The 25,257-nt window shown below is 49.4% G+C and carries 25 protein-coding genes; 24 read left to right on the top strand and 1 reads right to left on the bottom strand.

The annotated features are described in order from the left end of the window. Nucleotides 1-709: 709 nt before the first annotated feature. From rpmH to ESP131_RS02160, 8 genes are all read left to right on the top strand, one after another. Entirely contained in the window at nt 710-844 is a 135-nt protein-coding gene (gene rpmH / locus ESP131_RS02195; protein WP_012371910.1) for a 50S ribosomal protein L34, read from the top strand. A 166-nt stretch (nt 845-1,010) separates the two neighbouring features. Beyond that, complete coding sequence (rnpA, locus tag ESP131_RS02190; RefSeq protein ID WP_023469862.1) at nt 1,011-1,361, top strand: ribonuclease P protein component; 351 nt, start codon at nt 1,011-1,013, stop codon at nt 1,359-1,361. Between the two features lie 104 nt (nt 1,362-1,465). Then, nucleotides 1,466-2,320, top strand: a complete 855-nt coding sequence (gene yidC, locus ESP131_RS02185) for a membrane protein insertase YidC (RefSeq protein WP_023469861.1) — start codon at nt 1,466-1,468, stop codon at nt 2,318-2,320. A 147-nt stretch (nt 2,321-2,467) separates the two neighbouring features. Continuing rightward, on the top strand, nt 2,468-3,850 hold the full coding sequence (gene mnmE, locus ESP131_RS02180; RefSeq protein WP_069940130.1) for a tRNA uridine-5-carboxymethylaminomethyl(34) synthesis GTPase MnmE: 1,383 nt from the start codon (nt 2,468-2,470) through the stop codon (nt 3,848-3,850). A 43-nt stretch (nt 3,851-3,893) separates the two neighbouring features. Beyond that, nucleotides 3,894-5,783, top strand: a complete 1,890-nt coding sequence (mnmG, locus tag ESP131_RS02175) for a tRNA uridine-5-carboxymethylaminomethyl(34) synthesis enzyme MnmG (RefSeq protein ID WP_069940129.1) — start codon at nt 3,894-3,896, stop codon at nt 5,781-5,783. 5 nt (nt 5,784-5,788) lie between these two features. Beyond that, nucleotides 5,789-6,505 (top strand): 16S rRNA (guanine(527)-N(7))-methyltransferase RsmG, encoded by a 717-nt coding sequence (gene rsmG / locus ESP131_RS02170; protein WP_069940128.1) that lies wholly within the window; start codon nt 5,789-5,791, stop codon nt 6,503-6,505. 48 nt (nt 6,506-6,553) lie between these two features. Beyond that, nucleotides 6,554-7,396, top strand: a complete 843-nt coding sequence (gene noc, locus ESP131_RS02165; protein ID WP_069940127.1) for a nucleoid occlusion protein — start codon at nt 6,554-6,556, stop codon at nt 7,394-7,396. A gap of 38 nt (nt 7,397-7,434) precedes the next feature. Continuing rightward, on the top strand, nt 7,435-8,199 hold the full coding sequence (locus ESP131_RS02160; protein WP_029343024.1) for a ParB/RepB/Spo0J family partition protein: 765 nt from the start codon (nt 7,435-7,437) through the stop codon (nt 8,197-8,199). Nucleotides 8,200-8,235: 36 nt separating this feature from the next. Here the strand turns inward: ESP131_RS02160 and yyaC are convergent, their stop codons facing one another. Continuing rightward, on the bottom strand, nt 8,236-8,853 hold the full coding sequence (gene yyaC, locus ESP131_RS02155; RefSeq protein ID WP_034786343.1) for a spore protease YyaC: 618 nt from the start codon (nt 8,851-8,853) through the stop codon (nt 8,236-8,238). A gap of 183 nt (nt 8,854-9,036) precedes the next feature. Here yyaC and ESP131_RS02150 point away from each other — a divergent pair, with 183 nt between their 5' ends. The 16 genes from ESP131_RS02150 to ESP131_RS02075 all read left to right on the top strand — a co-directional run bounded on the left by ESP131_RS02150 (nt 9,037) and on the right by ESP131_RS02075 (nt 25,255). Continuing rightward, nucleotides 9,037-9,966: a mechanosensitive ion channel family protein gene (locus ESP131_RS02150; protein ID WP_023469854.1), complete on the top strand. Its 930-nt coding sequence runs from the start codon at nt 9,037-9,039 to the stop codon at nt 9,964-9,966. Further along, nucleotides 9,938-10,126, top strand: coding sequence for a DUF951 domain-containing protein (locus ESP131_RS02145; RefSeq protein ID WP_023469853.1), 189 nt, complete (start codon nt 9,938-9,940; stop codon nt 10,124-10,126). The genes ESP131_RS02150 and ESP131_RS02145 overlap by 29 nt, the downstream gene beginning before the upstream one ends. 228 nt (nt 10,127-10,354) lie before the next feature. Beyond that, on the top strand, nt 10,355-11,455 hold the full coding sequence (gene ychF / locus ESP131_RS02140; protein ID WP_029343022.1) for a redox-regulated ATPase YchF: 1,101 nt from the start codon (nt 10,355-10,357) through the stop codon (nt 11,453-11,455). Nucleotides 11,456-11,575: 120 nt separating this feature from the next. Next, complete coding sequence (rpsF, locus tag ESP131_RS02135) at nt 11,576-11,863, top strand: 30S ribosomal protein S6 (protein WP_023469851.1); 288 nt, start codon at nt 11,576-11,578, stop codon at nt 11,861-11,863. Between the two features lie 23 nt (nt 11,864-11,886). After that, entirely contained in the window at nt 11,887-12,405 is a 519-nt protein-coding gene (gene ssb / locus ESP131_RS02130; protein ID WP_023469850.1) for a single-stranded DNA-binding protein, read from the top strand. 43 nt (nt 12,406-12,448) lie between these two features. Then, the gene (gene rpsR / locus ESP131_RS02125) at nt 12,449-12,679 is read left to right on the top strand and encodes a 30S ribosomal protein S18 (protein ID WP_023469849.1); all 231 of its coding nucleotides are present in this window, start codon (nt 12,449-12,451) and stop codon (nt 12,677-12,679) included. A 134-nt stretch (nt 12,680-12,813) separates the two neighbouring features. Next, a complete protein-coding gene (locus tag ESP131_RS02120) occupies nt 12,814-14,799 on the top strand; it encodes a DHH family phosphoesterase (protein ID WP_029343021.1) in 1,986 nt (661 codons plus the stop codon). Then, entirely contained in the window at nt 14,796-15,239 is a 444-nt protein-coding gene (rplI, locus tag ESP131_RS02115; protein WP_023469847.1) for a 50S ribosomal protein L9, read from the top strand. Before ESP131_RS02120 ends, rplI begins: the two co-directional genes overlap by 4 nt. Before the next feature lie 19 nt (nt 15,240-15,258). Next, a complete protein-coding gene (dnaB, locus tag ESP131_RS02110; RefSeq protein WP_023469846.1) occupies nt 15,259-16,611 on the top strand; it encodes a replicative DNA helicase in 1,353 nt (450 codons plus the stop codon). Nucleotides 16,612-16,822: 211 nt separating this feature from the next. Beyond that, entirely contained in the window at nt 16,823-18,115 is a 1,293-nt protein-coding gene (locus ESP131_RS02105; protein ID WP_029343020.1) for an adenylosuccinate synthase, read from the top strand. Nucleotides 18,116-18,340: 225 nt separating this feature from the next. Next, nucleotides 18,341-19,048 carry a response regulator YycF gene (yycF, locus tag ESP131_RS02100; protein WP_069940126.1) on the top strand — a complete coding sequence of 236 codons (708 nt, stop codon included), beginning with the start codon at nt 18,341-18,343 and terminating at the stop codon, nt 19,046-19,048. A 2-nt stretch (nt 19,049-19,050) separates the two neighbouring features. Continuing rightward, on the top strand, nt 19,051-20,901 hold the full coding sequence (gene walK / locus ESP131_RS02095; RefSeq protein WP_029343019.1) for a cell wall metabolism sensor histidine kinase WalK: 1,851 nt from the start codon (nt 19,051-19,053) through the stop codon (nt 20,899-20,901). After that, complete coding sequence (yycH, locus tag ESP131_RS02090; protein ID WP_069940125.1) at nt 20,898-22,214, top strand: two-component system activity regulator YycH; 1,317 nt, start codon at nt 20,898-20,900, stop codon at nt 22,212-22,214. Before walK ends, yycH begins: the two co-directional genes overlap by 4 nt. Nucleotides 22,215-22,220: 6 nt before the next feature. After that, nucleotides 22,221-23,057, top strand: a complete 837-nt coding sequence (locus tag ESP131_RS02085; protein WP_058265606.1) for a two-component system regulatory protein YycI — start codon at nt 22,221-22,223, stop codon at nt 23,055-23,057. A 10-nt stretch (nt 23,058-23,067) separates the two neighbouring features. Beyond that, the gene (locus ESP131_RS02080; protein WP_023469840.1) at nt 23,068-23,859 is read left to right on the top strand and encodes an MBL fold metallo-hydrolase; all 792 of its coding nucleotides are present in this window, start codon (nt 23,068-23,070) and stop codon (nt 23,857-23,859) included. A 106-nt stretch (nt 23,860-23,965) separates the two neighbouring features. After that, the gene (locus tag ESP131_RS02075) at nt 23,966-25,255 is read left to right on the top strand and encodes a S1C family serine protease (RefSeq protein WP_023469839.1); all 1,290 of its coding nucleotides are present in this window, start codon (nt 23,966-23,968) and stop codon (nt 25,253-25,255) included. Nucleotides 25,256-25,257: the final 2 nt, after the last annotated feature.

Genomic DNA, 25,257 nt, shown 5'->3' with positions numbered 1-25,257 from the left:
AAAATTTTTGTACACAGGCTTATACACAGACAAAGTTAATGAAGAAACTCGACTTATCCCCATAACGTAAAAACTGTGGATAACGTTATCCACAGGCGGTTGAATCTGTGTATAACGTTATCCACAGGGTGTGTATAACTTGTTTTGTCCTGAACGATCAGGATCATGTTATGCACAATTAGTGTATCAAAAGAAATGAGCTCTGGCAATGGTTGGAATGATTTATCCACAAGTAAATTAAACCGTCCACAGGTAGTTACCCACAAGCTGTGGATAGTGTGGATAAATTGTGGATAAGAGGTGGATAACTTTTCGAAAGAGGAAGCGTTGAAAAAGAGTTATTCACAAAATACAAAAGAGGACGAAAAAAGGAATCGAAAATCGAGGATTGACGTCGATTTTAAAAAATACTATTGTAGACAAAGTGAAGAGTTATCCACGGAAAGTGTGGATAATGTGGATAAGTCTGTGGATAGGTGGATAAGTCTACAAACATCCCCTCCATGATCCATATGCATTCTATCGCGTAATAGAGTTTGCGCAGTCGAATCCTATTGCCTGTTTTCAAACCAAAAATCCCTTAAGCAGGACAAGAAATCTTCTGAACTTTCATTGACAATGCCACAATCAGTTTATATAATGTACAAGACTGCCTTAAAGTAGAAAATAACAATTGGTTATAAAGATCTTTTAAAGGAGGTGCAGACGAATGAAACCAACTTTCAACCCAAACAACCGTAAGCGTAAAAAAGTTCACGGATTCCGTGCGCGTATGGCTACGAAGAGTGGCCGCCGTATCTTGGCTGCTCGCCGTCTTAAGGGCCGCAAAGCCTTGACTGTCTAATGCATTGATGCATCCATCACTTCGGGCATGATCCGAGGTGATTTTTTTTTATGTTTTTTCGTGTGTTCGTGCTTTTGTCACATGCGCCCTATCGCGTCGCATGTTTATTCTATGATATGATGAGAGACGACGAATTTTCGTAGTGTCAGGATGGAGTGTGAATAAGGTGAAGAAGGAATACCGCGTCAAGAAAGACAAGGAGTTCCAAGCGGTGTTTACTAAAGGAGCCTCTGTCGCAAATCGGCAATTTGTCGTGTATGCCTTGAAAAAGGAGCAACAGACTCACTTTCGGGTTGGTTTATCCGTCAGTAAGAAAATCGGGAATGCCGTCGTCCGGAATCAGGTGAAACGGTATCTTCGGGAAGCATGCCAGCAGCATGAAGCCTCGATTGCCCCGAATTATGATTTGGTGATCATCGCGCGCAATCCGGCCGCGAAGATGACCGCGCAAGAAGTGGCTGACAGTCTCCGTCACGTGCTTAAACGTTCCGGTGTCTGGATGCGATCAAAAAAATGAATCGTAGCAATGCATCCTGTTGATTTGTACGGCGCTCCCTTTCCTTGCCTTACTATAGAAGAAGATGGCGTTCGACAAAGCGTAAACAATTTCTAGGAGGAATTATGAACAAGAGAACTAAGATTTGGTTAACTCTCGGACTCATGTCCGTGCTCGCGATCGTATTATCCGGCTGTACACCTAGTTCGTATGGTACTGGTGAACCGATCACAGCAGACACAGAAGGTTTTTGGAAACATTACTTCGTTTGGCCGATGGCGTGGTTGATTCGTGAGATTTCACAGTTCTTTAGCGGTGATTACGGTATTGGAATCATCATTACGACACTTCTCGTTCGTCTTGTCATCCTTCCATTGATGATTAAACAAACGAAGAGTATGGGTGGAATGCAAGTCATTCAACCGGAAATGATGAAGCTTCGTGAGAAATACAGCTCAAAAGACCAAGAGACACAACAGAAGTTGCAACAGGAAATGATGAAGCTCTACCAAGAGCATAACGTCAACCCGCTTGCAGGCTGTTTACCGATCTTGATCCAAATGCCGATCTTGATTGCGTTCTACAACGCGATCATCTACACACCGGCTATTTTCCAACACACATTCCTCTGGTTCGACCTTGGGAAACCAGATCCATTCTTCATCTTGCCGATCATGTCTGCGGTACTGACGTATCTGCAACAAAAGATCTCGATGGCAGGTCAAGAAGACAATCCACAAATGAAAATCATGCTCTATGTCTTCCCGATCATGATCTTCATCATGGGTGTTACACTCCCATCTGCCCTTTCGCTTTACTGGGTTGTCGGTTACATCTTCTCGATCATCGTCACGATCGTCATCATGAAGCCAATGCGTGAAAAGATTAAGTTGCAGACGGAAGCGACAATGGCTGCTAAACGTGAAAAAGAAGCGGCACAAGCAGCTCCGGCTCCTAAAAAATCGAAAAAGAAACGCTAATACGTGAAGAGCGACGCTTTGTTTTGACAGAGTGTCGCTCTTTTTCTTTTGCGTCATTTCGTGTATAGTTGTTTCGTTATACCCATTGCAACGATTAAGGATTAAATACTCATAAAAAGACAGAAGAAAAACGAGGTGGAAGAACGGATGATGGAATTTGATACGATTGCCGCGATTTCGACGCCGATGGGAGAAGGGGCGATTGCGATCGTGCGCTTATCAGGTCCTGATGCAGTCGCTGTAGCCGACCGTGTTTACAAAGGGAGCAACCGCTTGACGGAAGTACCAACCCATACGATTCATTACGGGAAATTGGTCGACCATGAGGCGGACCGTGTCGTCGATGAAGTAATGGTGAGTGTCATGCGCGCACCAAAGACGTTTACACGTGAAGATGTCATCGAATTGAATTGTCATGGAGGAGTCGTCGCGGTCAATCGTGTCCTCGAACTCATCCTCGCCCAACCGGAAGTCCGGCTGGCGGAACCTGGTGAATTTACGAAACGTGCGTTCTTGAACGGACGAATCGATTTATCACAAGCGGAAGCCGTCATGGATCTGATCCGGGCGAAGACGGACCGAGCGATGCATGTCGCCGTCAGTCAGATTGAAGGACGTCTCTCAAAACTCGTCCAAGACTTACGTCAACAATTGTTACAGACGATTGCTGCGATTGAAGTCAACATCGATTACCCGGAATACGATGCAGAAGAGATGACACAACAGATCGTCGAACGTGATGCTGGTGCTGTCCGCGCGATTTTGGCAGAGTTATTAACAACGGCACGCCAAGGAAAAATCTTGCGCGAAGGGTTATCCACAGCGATCATCGGTCGTCCGAACGTCGGAAAGTCGTCTTTGCTCAACACATTGGTGCAAGAAGCAAAGGCCATCGTCACGGATATCGCGGGAACGACGCGCGATACGATCGAGGAGTACGTCAATGTTCGCGGTGTACCGTTGAAGTTGATTGATACGGCAGGGATTCGCGAGACGGAAGATATCGTCGAACGGATGGGTGTTGAAAAGTCGCGTCAGGCTTTGAAGACGGCCGATTTAATCTTACTCGTCCTCAACGGGAATGATATTCTGACGGATGAGGACGTCTTGCTGTTTGAAGCAATCAAAGGGATGAACGCGATCATCATCGTCAACAAGAGTGACTTGGCGCAACAGATTGACTTAGCACGTGTCACGGAGCTTGCGGATGGTCGACCAATCGTCACGACATCCTTGCTCGAAGAAGCAGGCGTCAACGATCTCGAAGCAGCGATTGCGAGTCTGTTCTTTGAACAGGGTGTCGAGAGTCAGGATATGACGTACGTCTCAAATGCGCGTCACATCCAACTGATCAAACGAGCGAGTCAAATGATTGAAGATGCCCTCGGTGCAGCAGAAGCAGCGATGCCGATCGACATGGTACAGATCGATTTACGACGGGCATGGGACACGCTCGGCGAAATCAATGGTGATACAGCACAGGATAGTTTATTGGATCAGTTGTTTTCGCAGTTCTGTCTCGGGAAATAATTCGAGACGACTGCGTGTGGAATAAGAAGGAGGAACCAGTACTATGGCTTATCAAGCAGGTGAATTCGACGTCATCGTCGTCGGAGCCGGACATGCCGGCATCGAAGCCTCTCTTGCTGCGGCACGAATGGGCTCGAAAACGGTCATGTTGACAATGAATCCCGATATGGTTGGATTCATGTATTGCAACCCGTCGATCGGTGGTCCAGCAAAAGGGATCGTCGTTCGGGAAATCGATGCGCTCGGTGGTGAAATGGCACGCGCGATCGATGCAACGTATATTCAAATGAAAATGTTAAACACGTCAAAAGGTCCTGCCGTGCGTGCATTACGGGCACAGGCAGATAAATTCGAATATCAAAACCGGATGAAAAAAGCGCTCGAGGATGAGCCGAATTTGCTTTTACGTCAAGCGCTCGTTGAACGGTTGTTAATTGACGACGAAGGACGCTGCGTCGGTGTCGTCACGAATACAGGGGCAGAGTATCGGGCAAAAGCGGTCATCATCACGACCGGAACGTTCATGCGCGGAAAAATCATCATCGGTGAATTGTCTTACGAGAGTGGTCCGAACAATCAGATGCCGTCGATCAATCTATCGAAACATCTTGAAGAACTCGGATTCGAGCTCGCACGCTTCAAAACAGGGACACCACCACGAATCGACGGGAAAACGATCGATTATTCGAAGACCGAGATTCAACCAGGTGACGAAGTGGCACTTCCATTTAGTCATGAAACGACTCAGATGATCACGGAACAAATTCCGTGCTGGTTGACGTATACGACGGAGTATACGCATCAGTTGATTGATGCGAACTTACACCGCTCCCCGATGTTCTCTGGGATGATCAAAGGAACAGGTCCACGTTATTGCCCATCGATCGAAGATAAGGTCGTCCGGTTCAACGATAAACCGCGTCACCAAATCTTCCTTGAGCCAGAAGGTCGCGATACGGAAGAAGTCTACGTCCAAGGGTTATCAACAAGCTTGCCGGAAGACGTCCAACACGATATTCTCCGCTCGATTCCAGGGCTTGAGAATTCTGAAATGATGCGTCCTGGTTATGCGATTGAGTACGATGCCGTTGTTCCGACACAACTTTGGCCAACGCTCGAGACAAAACGTGTTCCTGGTTTGTTCACAGCGGGTCAAATCAACGGAACAAGTGGTTATGAGGAAGCAGCAGGACAAGGGATCATGGCAGGGATCAATGCCGGCCTACAAGTCCAAGGCAAAGAACCACTTATCTTGTCACGTTCACAAGGCTATATCGGTGTCATGATCGATGATCTCGTCACGAAAGGTACGAACGAACCATACCGTCTCTTGACGTCACGCGCCGAGTACCGGTTGTTGCTCCGTCATGATAATGCGGATCTCCGTCTGTCGGAAATCGGACATGAACTCGGGTTGATCTCGGAAGAGCGCCAAGCGAAGTTACTCGATAAGCAAGAGCAAATCCGTCTTGAGATGAAACGTCTTGAGAAGGTCGTCATCAAAGCGACACCAGACGTAAATGCACAGCTTGAAGCAATCGGTGCGTCACCACTCAAGGAAGCCCTGCATGCGATCACGTTGCTGAAACGTCCAGAAATCACGTATGCGATGATCGCGCAAATGACACCACCAGAAACACCATTGTCTGCAGAAGCAGCAGAACAAGTCGAAATCCAAGTCAAATATGCCGGCTACATCGATAAACAACTCGATCAAGTCGAAAAAATGATGCGGATGGAGCAAAAACGGATTCCGGATCGTCTCGATTACGATGCGATCAGTGGATTAGCGATTGAAGCGAAACAAAAACTAAACCAAGTGCGTCCGCTCTCGATCGGACAAGCATCCCGGATCTCAGGGGTTAACCCGTCTGATATCTCGATTCTGCTTGTCTATATCGAACAAGGCCAATACGCATTGACTGCGGAGTGAACGAGATGAACCAACAGCAATTCGTAACAGCATTGGCAACACAGGGACTTGAGGTCTCAGAACATCAGTTGCATCAATTCAAACGGTATTATGAACTGCTCGTCGAGTGGAACGAAAAGATGAACCTGACGGCGATCACGGATGAAGAAGATGTTTATCTCAAGCACTTCTACGATTCAATCACAGCAGCGTTCTATTTCGATTTCACGACGGTCACGACGGTTTGTGATGTCGGAGCGGGCGCTGGTTTCCCGAGTCTGCCGATCAAGATCATGTTCCCACATCTCCAAGTGACGATCGTCGATTCACTCAACAAACGAATCGGCTTCTTGAATCATTTGGCGACGGAACTCGGACTCGAAGGTGTCGCGTTCCATCATGGACGCGCCGAAGAGTTCGGTAAAAATAAACAGTTCCGCGAACGATTTGACGTCGTGACAGCACGCGCTGTCGCTCGGATGTCCGTTCTCGCGGAATATTGCCTACCGCTTGCGAAAGTCGGGGGACAATTCGTTGCCTTGAAGGCAGCGAAAGTCAGTGAAGAGCTCGAGGATGGTGCGATTGCCTTAAAAGTACTCGGTGGGAATTTACGGGAAAGTTTCCAGTTCCAATTGCCAGGCGAGGAAAGTGAGCGTAATATCGTTATTGTAGATAAAAAACGAACAACACCCGGGAAATATCCGCGTAAAGCGGGTACGCCTGCGAAAGATCCATTAAGCTAAACACCGTTTCACGTGAAACGATGACTGATAAAGGTGAGGTGCGCCAACGTGAGAAATGCATTTGCCAAGCTGCTCGGTAAGGGAGGACAACCTGCTACGATCGAGCTTGATCCACAAGATACGGTTCAGGAATTACCATTGACAGAACTTGTCGCGAATCAGTTCCAACCACGGACTGTGTTTGATGGGGACCGAATTGAAGAGTTAGCCGCTACGATCGAAGAGCATGGATTACTCCAGCCGATCGTCGTTCGAAAACAAGGAACAGGATACGAAATCATTGCCGGAGAACGACGGTACCGGGCAGTGCGCTCGCTTGGCTGGGAAACGATTCCTGCCATCGTCAAAGAGATGACGGACGAGACGACTGCTTCACTGGCATTGATTGAAAATCTGCAACGTGAAGATTTGACGCCAATCGAAGAAGCAGAAGCTTATGAGCGCTTACTTGCGTTACAAGACATCACGCAGGAAGTGTTAGCCCGTAAGCTCGGACGTAGTCAATCGACGATTGCCAACAAATTGCGTTTGCTCCGATTGCCGATGGATGTCCGAGAAGCATTAAAGCAACGGACCATCACGGAACGTCATGCCCGTGCGTTATTACCGCTCAAGGATGAAGCGTTACAAGTAACGGTACTCGCTGAAATTTTGGAACGGGAATGGAACGTCAAAGAGACGGAGCGCCGGGTGGAACGATTGATGACACCACAGCCACCGAAGAAAAAACGTCATAAGAGTTTTGCTCGGGATACACGGATTGCGTTGAATACACTTCGTGATTCCGTCGATATGATCGAGCAGACTGGATTGACGATCGAAAAAGAAGAAGTCGATTGTGAAGAATATGTAGAGGTGCGGATTCGCATCGTGAAGGCACGTCCGGAATAAGCGGTCGTGCCTTCCGCTACGTTTAGGAGAGAAGGCAAGTGAACGAATTACCTGTTCGGGCGATTCGCCCGAATCCGACTCAACCTCGGAAACGATTCAATGAAAAAGCACTAGAAGAGTTAGCCCAATCGCTCGTTCGTCACGGTATGATCCAACCGATCGTCGTTCGACCACGAGATGGCTATTATGAGATCATCGCCGGTGAACGGCGCTATCAAGCGGCGAGTCGCGCGGGATTTGAACGTGTGCCGGTCCTCGTGATCGAAGCAGACGAGACACGCGTGATGGAACTCGCACTGATTGAAAACATCCAGCGAGCGGATTTATCGGCGATTGAAGAAGCGATGGCGTATGCGGAGATGATCGAGGAATTCGGCATCACGCAAGCAGAGCTTGCGCAACGTGTCGGCAAAAGTCGTTCGCATATCACGAACAGCCTTCGATTATTGCAGTTACCGCTGCTCGTCCAACAGGCCGTCATGGATGAGCGGTTATCGATGGGGCACGCCCGCGCCCTCCTGTCGCTGAAACATCCAAAGAAGATTGAACAGATGGCAGAACGTGTCATGGCTGAGAACTGGAATGTTCGTCGGTTAGAACAGGCACTTCGGGAACGGAAGGAATCCGTCCGTCCGCAACAAGCGACCGCTGTGCAATTCGTCGAAGAATCACTTCGCGAAAAGTACGGTGCGATGGTTCGGATTAAACAGGGCAAACAAGCAGGAAAACTCGAAATCGATTTTACAGACGAAGACGACCTTAACCGGTTGCTCGACTTGTTATTACCTGAATCAGATCAATAAAAAGAAGCGTTCCGGTGACGGTTCGCTTCTTTTTGATTACATCGAACGTGGGGTGAAGGAAATCGTCGTCCGCGTCGATTCAGCGGACAGTTTCGCATCGAGCATGTGGAAGCTATTCGCGACGAGTTCGGCTAACTCATAAACCAGATGTAAGCGTGTATTTTGGAGAATCATCATCTCCATGAACCCACTGACGTTGACGACAGCTTTGATGTTGAAGTCACCGACTGCAGGTAATTCTTTTTGGACTCCAGCTCCTGGCGCAAGTGGACCTTCTGAGAAGAAGACATGTCCAACACTTGAAAGTCGACCGAGACACGCATCGATTGCGATGACAAGTGGACGGTAATGGGTTGTTTGGATCGAGTGAATCGTTTCAGCGAGATTCAGTGCATGGACGGGTTTCGCGAGTGTACCGTAGACGTGGAGATGAGCAGGTGCTTGCTTTTCAAGGAATGTTCCGACAAGTGGACCGAGTGAGTCGCCCGTCGAACGATCAGAACCGATGCAGACGAGTACGATAGGACGTTTTTCTTGGACAGCGGAGATTTGTTCGAATAGTTGTTCGGCTAAGCGTTCTTTCGCGAACGGTTCCGTATATTCTAAAAAGAAAGAATAGGGCTTGGGCTCGTGCGAATGAAAGCGGAAGTTCATCGAAATCATCCTTTCTTCTCTTGGTGTCGGTGTCGTGGTGGGTTGGCAAGAGTGAAGGGTTCTTAGATGATTTTCCTTTCCCGGTTTTTCCGAAAATCTAACGTCAAAATCGGCTCTTTAGTTGAAACTCAACTAAAATCACGTATACTGTCGTAATAGAGAGAACAAGAAAGGATGGAGAGAATGGCTACCAATCAAGATGTACAAGAATCCGTCGCCCAAGTCGATAAACTCATCAATCAAGTAATGGATGCGGATATGTGGATTCGTTTTGGAATGAAACTGCTGATTGCGCTCATCATTATCGCGGCGTTCTATGTGTTAACGCGCGTTTTGACTGGGGCAGTCTCACGTCTCTTTACGATCAGGAAAATCAATGAACAGGATTACTTGGCACAACGTCAGAATGAGACGCTGCTGAAGTTGCTACAAAATGCAATCCGCTACGTACTTGGAATCGTCATGTTGTTGACGGTACTCAGTCAGTTCGGAATCAACATCACTGGTCTTGTTGCCAGTGCCGGGATTGCTGGTCTTGCGATTTCATTTGGTGCGAAGAACTTGGTGCAAGATATCATTACCGGAGCGTTCATCATCTTCGAACGCCAGTTTAAAGTCGGAGATTATGTACGCGTCGGTGTGATCGAAGGTGTCGTAACGGAACTCGGTATCCGAACGACAAAACTAAAAGGACTTAACGGGGAGATCCATATCATCCCGAACGGTCAGATTTTGCAAGTGACGAACTATTCGGTCGACAACAGCTTTGCACTCGTCGATGTCCAAGTCTCCTATGACGAAGATCTCGAACGCGTCGAACAAGTCTTGCATGAAATTGCGGACCGGACGACGAAGAAGTATGTCGATATGTTCGTCGAACCGATTCAAATGCTCGGCGTCCAGACGCTTGGTCCTTCTGAAGTCGTCTATCGTTTGATGGCAGAAGTACCACCGATGCAACATTTCCAAGCTGGTCGTCTGATCCGTAAGGAATTGAAGCAAGGATTAGAAGAAGAGAACATCAAGATCCCGTATCCACGGATGGTCATGATGAATCCAGAACAAAAGAATGGTGGACAGACGGATGATTCCAAAAACGTATCAACTCCATGATTATGTTGAGATGAAGAAGCAGCATCCATGTGGAACGAACCGATGGCAGATCATTCGGGTCGGCATGGATATCCGAATCAAATGTCAAGGTTGCGGGGCAAGCATCTTGATGCCACGTCGTGATTTTGATAAACGATTGAAAAAAGTCTTACCAGAGTGATGAAAAGCGGATCTGATCCTCGTGATCGGAACCGCTTTTTGATTGTCTTTTGTAAACAGGGCAGTTGCTTTCGTTTAAGGCGGGATTAAAAAAGACGATCGAGCTCCTTGCTTAAAAAAATTGAACTATCTATAATTGTGAAAGATGTGCTGACGTGGTGTAATCATTCTACCCACTGCGGCCGCTAGCACGGATTTCCTAGGAAATACCGAAAAGGAGGAATTCCAAGTGGGATTAACAGCAGGAATCGTTGGCTTACCAAACGTAGGAAAATCAACACTTTTTAACGCCATCACACAAGCAGGTGTCGAGGCAGCGAACTACCCGTTCGCAACGATCGACCCGAACGTCGGTGTCGTTGAAGTACCAGATGCACGTCTTCGAAAATTGACGGAACTCGTCAACCCGAAAAAGACGATCCCGACAGCATTTGAATTCACGGATATCGCAGGTATCGTGAAAGGGGCATCTAAAGGGGAAGGGCTCGGAAATAAATTCCTCGCAAACATTCGTGAAGTGGATGCGATCTGTCAGGTCGTTCGTTGTTTCATTGATGAAAACATCACACACGTTTCAGGAAAAGTATCACCAATTGATGACATCGAGACGATCAACCTCGAATTGATCCTCGCTGACCTCGAGCAGGTCGAAAAGCGGATCCAGCGTGTCCAAAAACAAGTCAAGTCACGCGATAAAAACGCAGCGGCTGAACTTGAAGCACTTGAAATCGTGTTGGCATTACTCGAAGACGAGAAACCGGCACGTCTCGCTGAATTGAACGAAGATCAAGCAGCAATCGTTAAGCACTTCCAATTGTTGACGATGAAACCGATGCTTTACGTCGCGAACGTCGGCGAAGATGAAGTTGCAGATGCAGACAGCAATGAGAACGTGCGTCTTGTTCGTGAGTTCGCAGCTAAAGAGGGTGCAGAAGTCATCGTTATCTGTGCCCGGATCGAAGAAGAGATTGCGGAGCTTGAGCCGGAAGAACGTCAAGAGTTCCTCGTTGATCTCGGAATCGAAGAGTCAGGTCTGGATCAATTGATCCATGCGGCGTACAGCACGCTTGGTCTTGCGACATACTTCACAGCAGGTGAAAAAGAAGTACGCGCTTGGACGTTCAAAAAAGGGATGAAAGCTCCACAATGTGCGGGTGTCATCCACTCGGACTTCGAACGCGGATTCATCCGTGCAGAAGTCGTCGCATATGAAGATTTAGCAGCTGCAGGCAACATGACGACCGTTAAGGAACAAGGACGTTACCGTTCAGAAGGTAAGGAATATGTCTTCCAAGACGGCGATGTCGTCACATTCCGCTTCAACGTCTAATCGAAAACGAATCGTTATTGCATAAAGCAAAATACTTTGGTAGTATTAACGAATGTGAGTAATGAATTATTGCTCCTTGCTCGAACATTCGAGCCGCCAGTCCAAGAGGAGGTGACAGATATGCGTAAATACGAAGTACTTTACATCATCCGTCCGGAACTTGATGAGGAAGCACGCAAAGCAACAGTGGAGCGTTTCAACAAAGTCCTCACTGATAACGGTGGTACAGTTGATAAAACAACTGAAATGGGTAAACGTCGTTTCGCTTACGAAATCAATGATATGCGTGAAGGGTTCTACGTTCTTCTTAACGTTTCTGCTGAACCAGCAGCTACAAAAGAACTTGACCGTCTCATGAAGATCAGTGACGATATCGTTCGCTTAATGATCACAAAAGACGAGAAATAAGCTGAAACAGGAGAGTGATTCTGATGATTAACCGCGTCGTTTTAGTCGGTCGGTTAACTCGTGACCCGGAAATGCGTTATACGCAGAGCGGGATTGCGGTAACGCGATTCACACTCGCATGTGACCGTCCTTTCACAGGGCAAGATGGGAAGCGAGAAGCTGATTTCATCGATTGCGTCGTTTGGCGCAAGCAAGCAGAGAACGTTGCTCAGTATTTGAAGAAAGGTAGTCTTGCTGGTGTAGAGGGTCGCCTCCAGATTAGCAGCTACGACGATAAAGAAGGGCAACGCCGTTATCGTGCGGAAGTCGTCGCTGATAGCGTCCGCTTCCTTGAGTCACGTAACGCGAGCCGTTCTTCGGATGGTAGCGAAGGCTACGCTTCATCTACTGGTGGAAACGGGAATGCTGCAGGATGGGGTTCACAGCAACAGCAGAACAACTCTTCCTCGCCAGCACCCGCTTCATCGAATTCGGGCTTCGGCGCTGATCCGTTCAGCGGTGGTAGTTCGATCGACCTTTCAGATGACGATCTTCCGTTCTAAGGAAATCGTCCTGAAAAATTTAACTTAAAAGGAGGTTAATCACATGGCACGTCGTCCAGGTGGAAAACGTCGTCGTAAAGTATGTTACTTCACGTCGAACCACATCACTCATATCGATTATAAAGACGTAGAACTTCTCAAACGTTTCATTTCGGAACGCGGTAAGATTCTTCCACGTCGTGTGACTGGTACTTCAGCGAAATACCAACGTCCACTTACAATCGCAATCAAACGCGCACGTCAAATGGCTTTAATCCCATACGTGGCTGACTGATTTCGTAGCACCATCCTCATGCGTGAGGATGGTGCTTTTTTTCGCTTCCCTTTCATCCCCTCCTGCTTTTCGGTTATAATAAACAAGTTACTAAAAATTTAAATGAACCCAACAGAGCATATAAGGAGGACACGATGGAGTCAGGTCAACAAGTATCACCGGAACGAGAACGACGCATCGTTCGCTTCATTCCGTATCTATTAATCGTCGGTCTGCTTCTCGTCGTCGCTGTACGTGAACCGATCATCTCCGCTATCGGAGCCGTCGTGACTGCCCTCCTCTTCGGATTGCATCTATACGAAGAACGTCGTGCACGCAGGGCGTGGGAGACGTATGTCGCCGGGATTTCGATGCAAGTCGAAGAAACGGGGCAAGACGCGTTGACGAACATGCCAATCGGGATCTTACTATACGATGAGGAAACCCTCGTCACCTGGTTCAATGATCCGATGCGGGACATCTTTGATGATGTAGCGATGGGACAGACGCTCAATGAGCTCGATCCTTTATTCATCGAGATGGTCGCGACGAACGAGGACCAAGCGACGCTTGAAATCGGTGATGCCGTGTATCGCGTCTTTTCAAATCATGAGAACCGGACGTTTTATCTGTTCGATATGACGGAAGAAGCGCAAGTCGAACAGCAACTCGTCGACAATCAGACGGTCATCGGTGTCATTTATCTCGATAACTACGATGAGATGACACAAGGTATCGAAGATCAGTTACGTAGTGAGCTGAACAGTCGGGTTACTCAACTATTGAATCACTGGGCAGCTGAACACGGAACGTATATCAAACGGACGGCGTCCGATCGGTACTTCATCGTCACGACAGAAGAGAATCTACGGATTCTTGAACGATCGAAGTTCACGATTCTTGATATCGTGCGCGAAGAGACGAGTCAACGAGGCGTCCAGTTGACGTTATCAATCGGAATTGGTTGCGGCAGTGATCCGATTCCTTCGCTTGGTCAGATGGCTCAGTCGAGTCTCGATCTCGCACTAGGACGGGGAGGCGACCAAGTCGTCATCAAACGCGACGGAAAAGTCCGCTTTTATGGCGGAAAGACGAATCCGACGGAAAAACGGACGCGCGTCCGGGCACGGGTCATTGCCAACTCGCTTCGTGACTTGATGCAGGAATCAAGTCGTGTCCTAATCATGGGTCATAAGAACCCGGATATGGATGCACTCGGATCAGCAATCGGCATTTTGAAGCTTGCGGAAATGAACGATAAGGAAGCGCATATCGTCTTACCACCAGAAGAAATCGGTCGTGGGATTCGCCGGATGATGGACGAAATCGCTGAAGTACCACAACTCGAGACCCGGTTCGTCAATGCGTTTCAAGCGGATCAATTAATTGACGATCAGACGTTACTCGTCGTCGTCGATACACATAAGCCGTCACTTGTCGTCGTACCGACGTTACTCGATCGATTCGAGCATATGGTCGTCATCGATCATCACCGGCGCGGTGAGGATTTCATCGAAGATGCGGTTCTCGTTTATCTCGAGCCGTATGCTTCTTCGACATCAGAACTCGTGACTGAGCTGATCGAGTACCAGCCGACGAATCAGAAGCTATCGATGCTTGAAGCGACGGCGTTACTCGCCGGAATCATTGTCGATACGAAAGGATTTGCCCTTCGGACCGGCTCGCGGACGTTCGATGCTGCATCTTACTTACGTTCACAAGGAGCTGACACGGTGCTCGTGCAAGAGTTCCTCAGTCAGGATCTTGAAACGTACGTTGAGCAGTCACATATCCTCGAGCGGTCCGAGGTCTATACGAAAGGGATGGCGATTGCGACAGCGGAACCTGGTGTCATTCACGATCAAGTCTTGATTGCACAAGCGGCCGATCAATTGTTGTCGCTTCAAGGCATCCGTGCCGCCTTCGTCATCGCGGAACTGCAAGATGGACGGACGGCGATCAGCGCCCGTTCGCTCGGAGAGGTCAACGTCCAGTTGATCATGGAGACGCTCGGTGGCGGTGGTCACTTGACGAATGCGGCGACGCAGATGTCAGAATCGGTCATCACGGTTGCCGATGCATTGCGCAAAGCGATCGATCGATATCTAGAAGATGAGACAAAAGGAGAGGAATCAGAATGAAGGTTATTTTCTTACAGGATGTAAAAGGACAAGGTAAAGCAGGAGACGTCAAAGACGTGGCAGATGCTTATGCAAATAACGTACTCTTCAAGAAAAAGTTGGCGCGCCCTGCGACAACTGGAAACTTGAAGCAACATGAAGCACACGAACGTAAAGCGGCAGAAGAAGCAAAACAGAACTTGCTTGATGCGCAAGCATTAAAAGAGAAAATCGAAAAAGAGACGATCGTCGTCTCGACAAAAGCTGGTGAAGGCGGTCGTGTCTTCGGTTCGGTCACAAGCAAACAGATCGCGGAAGCACTCAAGAGCATGGGTTACAAGATCGATAAACGCAAAATCGAGCTCGAGCACCCAATCAAGGCACTCGGCTTTACGAAAGTTCCATTGAAGTTACACAACGAAGTGACAGCGACGCTGAACGTTCAGGTCAAAGAGGCGTGAGTAGAAAAGGGGACCGGTGATGAGTGAAGTCATGCAAAATATGCCTCCCCAAAGTATCGAGGCAGAACAAGCCGTCCTAGGGGCGATCATGATTGATGCGGATCGTTTGATCAGTGCATCGGAACGTTTGTTACCGCAGGACTTTTACCGTGCCTCTCACCAACGGATCTTTGAAGCGATGCTCGTGTTGTCCGACCGAGGCGAAGCGATCGACCTCGTCACGGTGACAGCCGAGCTCAGCACGCTTGGGATCTTAGATGAGATCGGTGGTCTACCGTATCTAGCGGAACTAGCTGAAGGTGTACCAACTGCAGCAAATATCAATTATTACGTCAACGTCGTTGACCAGAAGTCGACGCTTCGGCGTCTCATTCGGACAGCAGGCGAAATCGTCACTGACGGATATGAACGGCAAAATGAAGTCGATGTCCTGCTGAATGAAGCAGAACGGAAGATTCTCGAAGTATCGCAAGGAAAAGGAAGCGCGAGCTTCATTCCGATTTCGGACGTTTTGACGAGTGCCTATGCAACGATTGATAAATTGCATAAGCAAAGCGGTGAGACGACGGGGATTCCGACGGGTTTCCAGGATCTCGATAAGATGACGGCTGGGTTCCAGCGCAACGATTTAATCATCGTTGCAGCACGTCCATCGGTCGGGAAGACGGCGTTTGCCTTGAACATCTCGCAAAACGTCGCGACACGTGCTGACGAGAACGTCGCCATCTTTAGTCTTGAGATGGGTGCCGAACAGCTTGTCATGCGGATGCTCTGTGCCGAAGGAAACGTCGATGCGCAGCGTCTGCGGACCGGTCAACTCGAGGAAGAGGACTGGGGCAAGTTATCACTTGCAATGAGTAATCTGTCTCAAGCCGGTATCTACATCGACGATACACCGGGTATTCGGGTCAACGACATCCGGGCAAAGTGCCGTCGTTTGAAGCAGGAGCATGGTCTTGGAATGATCATGATCGATTACTTGCAGCTGATTCAAGGGAATGGTCGCTCCAGCGACAACCGCCAACAAGAGGTTTCGGAAATTTCCCGTTCCTTGAAATCGCTCGCGCGGGAACTCGAAGTCCCGGTCATCGCCTTATCTCAGCTCTCTCGTGGTGTTGAGAGTCGTCAAGATAAGCGACCGATGATGTCGGATATCCGAGAATCGGGAGCGATCGAGCAAGATGCCGATATCGTCGCCTTCTTGTATCGTGACGATTATTACAACAAAGAAACGGAAGATGCGAATACGATTGAGATCATTATCGCGAAACAGCGGAATGGTCCAACCGGTACCGTCAAACTTGCCTTCCGGAAAGAATTCAACAAGTTCGTGGATCTCGAGCCAAGCAACTCGTACGCGCCACCAGCTTAATCTAAGCTACGTTTTGTCTTCGATTAATCGGAGACAAAACGTAGCTTTTTTTATTTTCACCTAAAGATTCTCAGTTTATTCACCAAAAACGATAATTAAACGAACGAAAGAGAATTGTAACAATTAATTGTTCGGTATTTGGTTGACTTCTGTTTTTTATCGCGTTACACTTAGTCGTGGTTTTGAATCGTACGTGGAGGTGGATGATAAGATGTCATCAGTAGTAGTAGTCGGAACACAGTGGGGCGACGAAGGAAAAGGGAAAATTACCGATTTTCTTTCGAAACAAGCCGATGTCGTGGCACGTTATCAAGGTGGAGACAATGCAGGACATACGATCGTATTCAATAATGAGACGTACAAATTGCACTTGATCCCATCAGGTATTTTTTACTCGGATAAGAAATGTGTCATCGGGAACGGTCTCGTCGTTAACCCGAAATCACTCGTCAAGGAATTGAAGTATCTACACGATCGTGGTGTTTCAACGGATAACTTGTTAATTTCGAATCGGGCGCATGTCATCTTGCCGTATCATCAGTTGCAGGATCAGTTAGAAGAAGAAGCGAAGGGCGACGCAAAAGTCGGAACGACGCTAAAAGGAATCGGACCGTGCTACATGGATAAAGCCGCTCGCATCGGTATCCGGATGGCAGACCTACTCGACAAAGAAACGTTCGCTGAGAAGTTGAAGATCGTTCTCGATCAAAAGAACCGCATGTTCACGAAGATGTATGACGCTGAACCAATCGCGTTCGACGATATCTTCGAAGAGTACTATGCGTATGGACAAGAATTTGCGAAATACGTCTGCGATACATCCGTCGTCGTCAACGATAGCCTCGACCACGGCGAAAAAGTGTTGTTCGAAGGCGCACAAGGTGTCTTACTCGACCTTGACCACGGAACGTACCCGTTCGTTACATCGTCGAACGCATCTGCTGGCGGTGTCGCATCAGGTGTCGGTGTCGGTCCAGCTCGGATTGACCACGTCGTCGGTGTTTGTAAAGCGTACACGTCACGTGTCGGTGATGGTCCGTTCCCAACGGAATTGTTCGATGACATCGGTCATCAGATCCGTGAAGTCGGTCGTGAATACGGGACGACAACAGGACGTCCGCGTCGTGTTGGTTGGTTCGACTCTGTCGTCGTTCGCCACTCGCGCCGTACAAGTGGGTTGACGGATCTTTCGCTCAACTCGATCGACGTTTTGACAGGCCTCGACACGTTGAAGATCTGTACATCGTACGAATTCAACGGTAAACAGATCGATGAGTATCCAGCAAGCTTCCGTGATCTCGAAGCATGTGTTCCAGTTTACGAAGAACTTCCAGGCTGGAAAGAGGATATCACAGGGGTCCGTCGCTTTGAAGATCTACCGTTGAACGCACAGAACTACGTTAAGCGGATTGCGGATCTCACAGGGATCTCGCTCGTCACGTTCTCGGTCGGACCGGGTCGTGAACAGACAGTCGTCTTGCGTGATCTTTACGAAGAAGCATAAGTCTAAACAGCCTCTTGCCTCCCGCAAGAGGCTGTTTTTTGTGCGAAATGGTTCACAAACGGAAGCAAAAACAGGTATACTAAATACAGTGTTTCACGTGGAACCTCTCCCGTGAGACAACGAACAGCAGAGAGAGTGGCGCCGGGAGTTTCCGTCGCCACCTTTCTATATGCCGAAAAAACAGGTAAAATAGATTGAATAGAAATTTTTAAGGGGGCACACCCAGTGACGGAACGCAAAATTCTAGTCGTCGATGACGAGTTACCGATTGCAGATATACTCAAGTTTAAATTAGAAAAAGAAGGCTACCAGGTCGCGATCGCAAACGACGGCGTGGAGGCATTAGAAAAATTCGAGGAGTTCAAACCGGATTTGATGTTACTCGACATCATGCTCCCATTAATGGACGGGATGGAAGTCTGCCGGGAAGTCCGGAAGACGTCGAAGATTCCGATCATCATGTTGACAGCGAAGGATTCTGAGATTGATACGGTGCTTGGTCTTGAGCTTGGCGCGAACGATTACGTGACGAAGCCATTCAGCTCGCGCGAGTTACTTGCCCGCGTGAAAGTCCACCTCCGCAACACGAGTCCAGAAGCTACACCACAACCGATTGGACCAGGTCCACTCAAAGTTGGAGAACTGTATATCGATACGAATTCACATACCGTGACACGTAAGGATCAAAAGATCGAGTTGACGCAGCGTGAGTTCGAATTGTTGCACTACCTCGCGAAAAACATCGGTCAAGTCATGACACGTGAGCATTTGTTGCAAACGGTCTGGGGCTATGACTACTTTGGTGACGTCCGGACGGTCGACGTGACAGTACGTCGTCTCCGTGAAAAAGTCGAAGACAACCCAAGTACGCCGGTTTACATCATGACGCGTCGTGGTGTCGGCTATTATCTCCAAGACGGGGAGAATGAATAACGATGTTAAAAGGAACGAACTTCTTTAAATCCATCCAATGGAAACTCGTCGTCATCTATGCCTTATTGATTTTAGTGGCGATGCAGGTCATTGGCGTCTATTTCGTTCGTTCCCTTGAAAAGCAGTACATTACGAACTTCTCGAAGTCGGTCGAGGACCGAGCAGGCCTTGTCGCCTATAACGTCGGGAAGGAATTCGATAAAACAGGCGATGATGACGCCTCCAAGCGGCAGTTGTCCCAATCACTAGGGCAACTGCTGTCTGAGTTTAGTAATGGCTCCACCTCAAGGAACGACATCCTCGAAGTTCAAATCATTGACCAGGACTCGATCATCCAGGCGACATCGGATAACGAGAACCAGTCGGCGGTCGGACAACGGGCGACGAATTCATTGATTAAAAAAGCACAGGCAACAAGCTCGACCCGGACAGACACCGTGCTTGATCCGGAATCAGAGGATAAGATCCGGATCTTTGCGGTACCGGTCACCTCGGAACGAGACGGCGTCACGACAGGCATGATCTATGTTCGCGCCTCGATGGAGTCAATCTATTCGCAAATGCAACAGGTCACACGGATTCTTGCAACTGGAACGGTCATCGCTCTCGTCATCACATCGATTCTTGGTGTCTTGCTGTCGCGGACGATCACGCGCCCGATTTCCGATATGCGGCGTCAAGCGATCGAGATGCGACGCGGGAATTTCTCGCGGAAGGTTAAGGTCTATTCGGACGATGAGATCGGTCAGCTCGCTCGGTCATTCAACGAACTGACGGATGAGTTACTCGAAGCGAACGCGACGACGGAAGCTGAACGGCGGAAGTTGACGAGTGTCCTTGAGAATATGACCGACGGTGTCATCGCGACGGACCGGACGCTGCGCGTCATCTTGATGAACGATCAAGCGAAGGATATCGTCGGTGCGGACGATGCGAGCGTCGTCGGAACGAACTTGAAGGACTTATTAGCGCTCGGTGACGATTTCATGATTCCGGAAGACGGCACGATGCCACCGCGTCTGCTTGATTTCAGTAGTGAGGACGAACTATTCCTCGTCCGGGCATTCTTCTCGCCCGTCAAGAAACACAGTGGTCCGATTACCGGGATGATCGTCGTCCTGCATGACGTCACGGAACAGGAGCAAGTCGAACAGGATCGTCGCGAATTCGTCGCAAACGTTAGTCATGAGCTCCGGACACCGCTGACGACGATGCGCAGCTATCTTGAAGCCTTAGCAGAAGGCGCGTATCAGGACGAGGAACTCGCCCCGCGTTTCCTTGAGACGACACAAAACGAGACGGAGCGGATGATCCGCCTCGTCACCGATCTCTTACAACTGTCGAAGATGGACAGTAAGGAATACAAAATGAATAAGGTCCGCTTCGATTACATTCAATTCTTGAATGAGATTCTCGATCGCCATGACATGACGAAACCAGAACGGATTCGTTTCCGTCGTAAGATCATGAAGCGGAAAGTCTACATCCGTGGGGATCAGGATAAACTGATCCAGGTCGCAGACAACATCCTGACGAACGCGATCAAGTACTCACCGGAAGGCGGCACGATCACCGTCCGGACGATGCTCCGGGCAAAACGAATCGTCATCAGCATCAAGGATGAAGGTGTCGGAATCCCGAAAGCAAATCTCCAAAAAATCTTTGAACGCTTCTACCGTGTCGATAAAGCCCGTGCCCGTAAAATCGGTGGCACCGGTCTTGGTCTGTCGATCGCAAAAGACGTCGTTTCAGCACATGGTGGCGACATCTGGGCAGAAAGTGAATGGGGACGCGGCACGACGATTTACTTCACGCTTCCGTATGAGGTGATCGAAGAGGTGGATGCCGGATGAACAAACAACACTGGAGTTCGCTGTTACTCGTCCTGCTCGTCGCCGGTTCGATCGCTCAGACAGCGATGCTCTGGACCTATCATCCAAGCAGTGAATCAATCGAGCGGGAACAGGTCTCGTTCAACGAGATCGATGCCTCAAAGACGATTGAAAGCAACCAACTGATTAACCCGGAACTACTCGTCTATTCGGATCAGGAAGGGATCTATCAGACACAAATCATCGGTCGGACCTTCCTTAACCGAATCGGTGCGTCGTTTAACATCGGTGTCCTCGTCTTGACGGATAAAGCGAATAACATCCCGGTCGGTGACCGGAGTGTCGAGATGATTTTCCCGACACCGATCAGTGCGACGATTCTTGAAGAGTTACTCGGAGAAAAACAAATCGCCTTCTCGGAACCGATCAAACGGCTCTATTTACTCGATTATGATGGACCGATCCTCCGTCTCGAGTCGGCGACCGGTCGCCTGAAGGACTTCAAGCTCGTCGGCGATGAGACGGTTCTGAAGCGACTGTTCGCGCATGATAAGAAAAAACCGATGACACGCGTCGAACTCAAAGGTGGCGATTACACGTATGTCGCGAGCGGTACGACGCGACTAGAGCAAGTCTTCGTCTATGACGAGGTCGGACAATCGCCGAAACCACTCGACCGCATCCGGAGTGCCTTTTTTGCCGAGAACTCGAACGTCCAGCAAATCAAGAGTCGGGATGATCTCGACGTCTTGACGGACGGTGTCAGCGTTTCGACGTATGATCGAAACTACAATGTCTATCGTTTCAATACATTATCTCCGAACACCCAAAGCTCAACTGTCGATTACAGCACGCTCGTCAGCTATGTCAACATTCATGGGGGCTGGCTCGATCAAGATACCCAACGCAGTGGCTTCCGGTATTACTTTGATCAGATGAGTAAAAAGAGTGAGGAACAGACGGCGACGTTCCGATTGTACTTGAACCGGTATCCGGTGTTCGGAGAGAGTGGTCCGCTACTCGAACAGACGAAGTTCGATCTCGCGACACTGAAGATCATGTATGAGGAAAATCAAGTCCGGTCGCTCAGCCGTAGCATGCTCCGAGCGAAGCGGAAACTGATCCTTCGGGAAGAGACGGTGCCAGCCGTTGAAACGGTTCTCGAACGTCTGAGCCGTGCTGATCTCTTAAAAGAGATCAGTGGAATCCGGATTGGATATGAGATGACGTATAAGATTTCAACGAGCCGCTATGCCGTCTTTGAGCCGACGTGGTTCATTAAAATCGACGGTGTCTGGCAATCGATCAATCAAGCTGTCGGGAATGAGGGGTGAGGATGAATGGACTGGAGTAAAGCGAAGACCTTATTGATGCTGACCTTTCTGATCCTTAACGTCTACCTTGCCATTCAATTGATGGACCGGATGGTCGAACCGCGGATCGTCGCGACGAGTGCGACCGGGAAATCGATCTTGAAGGATCGTCAAATCGACGAGAAGAAACTGCAACCGGTCACGCGGGACATCGGCTATTTGACAGCCGAAGTCGATGCGCGAACGCTAGCGCCACTCGCGAGTTCACCGATTCGTGATGCGGTCGCTTCCGTCAAGAACGATGTCGAGTGGTCGGTCCGGTTGACGAAACCGTATCGACTCGAAACGAAGACGATGCGGGATTCCGCTTCATCGTTCGTTCAAGCGTCCGTTCGGTATGGTGCCGAATATACATTTTGGAAGTATGATAGTAAGTATCAGGAGATGACATTCGTTCAGACGTATAAGGGACAGCCGCTCTATTCGACACCACAGCAGTCGCGTGAGGACGATGCGATGATCGGACCGTCCCTGCTCGTCTTGCAGCTCAACGATGCGAAGGAAATCGTCAGCTACAAACAACGCCACTTGAACAAGGTCGTCCGGCAAGCACAGGACGTGACGTTGTTATCGGCAAGTGAAGCAATCGTCCAGTTGTCGGAGCAAGGCTTGTTCCCGGCATCGAAGCGGTTGACGAGTCACAAGCTCGGTTATTTCTGTCTCGTCACGGAAGGCACGGAATCCGTCCAAATTCTGCCGCCGACGTGGCAAATCGAGCTCGACAACGAGGAAGTCTACTTCGTCAATGCGATTGACGGCGGTGTCCAGACCGTCGAACGATTGGATACAGTCTCAGAGAAATGAGGAATGCACGATGAGCCTACACTACAGCGTCATGGCCAGTGGCTCGACGGGGAACGCCCTCTATATCGAAAGTGAACAGACCCGCTTGCTCGTCGACGCGGGACTGACCGGCAAGGCGATGCTCGCCTTGTTCGACCAGATCGATCGGTCGCCGCATGGCATCGATGGTCTGTTCGTCACCCATGAACACTCCGACCATATCAAAGGCGTCGGCATCATGGCACGGAAGTACAATATCCCGCTCTATGCGAATGAAAAGACGTGGGCAGCGATGGAAGCGAAGATCGGTAAGATTGATCCGGCGCTGAAGTTCCTCTGGGAAGTCGGAGAGGTCAAGCAGTTCGGTGACATCGAAGTCGAATCATTCAACGTCAGTCACGATGCAGCCGATCCGATGTTCTTCCAGTTCGCACACGAAGGAAAACGATTGGCGCACATCACGGATACCGGATACGTCTCGGACCGAATGAAAGGTGTCATTCGGGGCGCTGATGCTTATATCTTCGAAGCGAACCATGATATCGGCATGCTCCAGATGGGACATTATCCGTGGAGCGTCAAACGACGGATCCTCGGGGATTACGGACACGTCTCGAACGAGGACGCCGCGATCGCGATGAGCGAGGTCCTTGATGACCGGACGAAACGGATCCACATGGCCCACTTGAGCAAGGACAACAACATGAAGGAACTCGCCCGGATGAGCGTCTCCCAGACGCTCGCGAGCCGTGACGTCGATCTGAGTAAGATTCAGCTTCTCGACACGGATCCGGTCATTCCGACACCGCTCCTGAAGCTTTGATTATGGGAAATTACTGAATATGCTCAAAAGACCCCCACATTTGGCTCACTTGCCACGTGATGGGGGTATACTTGTGTAAAGAGAGTCATAAAGGAGGCGTATGTCGATGGATCGACCCGAAGAACCACGGAACGAATCCGAACGATACGAACAGTCATCCGATGAGAGCGGCTTCCCGCCCCGTCAACCGGCAACGAGCGAACCGGTCAGCCCTTATCGTGAACCATATGAAGAACAACCAGAACCACCGCGTCGTCGTGGTGCCGGAAAAGCCTTTTTCGTCGGTCTGATCGGCGGAATCGTCGGAGCCTTGTTGATCGCCCTCGTCGCGTGGCCGTTCGTCCGCGATGAGATGACGAGTCCGACTCCGGTTTCGTCGACGACAGCGGAACAGACTGCGACACAGACGACAGAGGATGAAGCCGACATCGTCGGTGCGGTCGGTAAGACGAAGGAAGCCGTCGTGAGCGTGACGAACCTTCAGAGCTCGTTCCAAGGAACCGATCAGGAAACGGGTGCAGGGTCCGGCGTCATCTATAAAAAAGACGGCAATAAAGCCTACGTCGTTACGAACTACCACGTCGTTGAAGGCGCGAGCCGCTTGTCTGTGACGTTATCCGACGGAACAGCACTCGAGGCAAAAGTCCTCGGAGAAGATCCGACGTACGATTTAGCGGTCCTCTCGATTGATTCATCGAAAGTGACACAAGTCGCAAAACTGGGGGATTCGGATACGTTACGTGCCGGTGAAACGGTGCTTGCGATCGGGAACCCGCTCGGGATCTTTGCGAACTCTGTCACACGCGGTGTCATCAGTGCGCAGGAACGGACGGTTCCAGTCGATACGAATAAGGATGGACAGCAAGACTTTAATACAGAAGTCATTCAAACCGATGCAGCGATCAACCCGGGGAACTCCGGTGGAGCGCTCATCAACACAGCTGGTCAATTGATCGGGATTAACTCGATGAAGATTGCAGAAGCAAGTGTTGAAGGAGTCGGATTTGCGATTCCAATCAACGAAGCGTTACCAATCATGCGTGATCTTGAGCAAAACGGCGAAGTCGTTCGTCCACAGCTCGGGATTCAGATTCGCGACGTGCAGGAATTCCCAAGCGGATACCGCGAAGATCGTCTGAAATTACCGAATGATGTCACGAAAGGAATCGTCGTCGTCGGTCTGACACGTAACAGCGGAGCCGAAAAAGCGGGTATGAAGGCAAACGATGTCATCGTCGAAATCAACGGAAAAGCGATTGCATCGTTCGCTGATTTAAAAAGTGTTCTCTACCGGGATGCAAAAGTTGGCGAAACGGTCAAAGTCACGTTCTACCGTGGCGGTGAAAAACAGACAGCAGATGTGAAATTGTCGGCTCAGTCACCAACTGTTCAGTAAAG

The sequence above is a fragment of the Exiguobacterium sp. U13-1 genome (genome assembly GCF_001750115.1).
Taxonomy (GTDB): Bacteria; Bacillota; Bacilli; order Exiguobacteriales; family Exiguobacteriaceae; genus Exiguobacterium_A; species Exiguobacterium_A acetylicum.
This window is presented reverse-complemented; position numbering and strand designations above follow the sequence as displayed.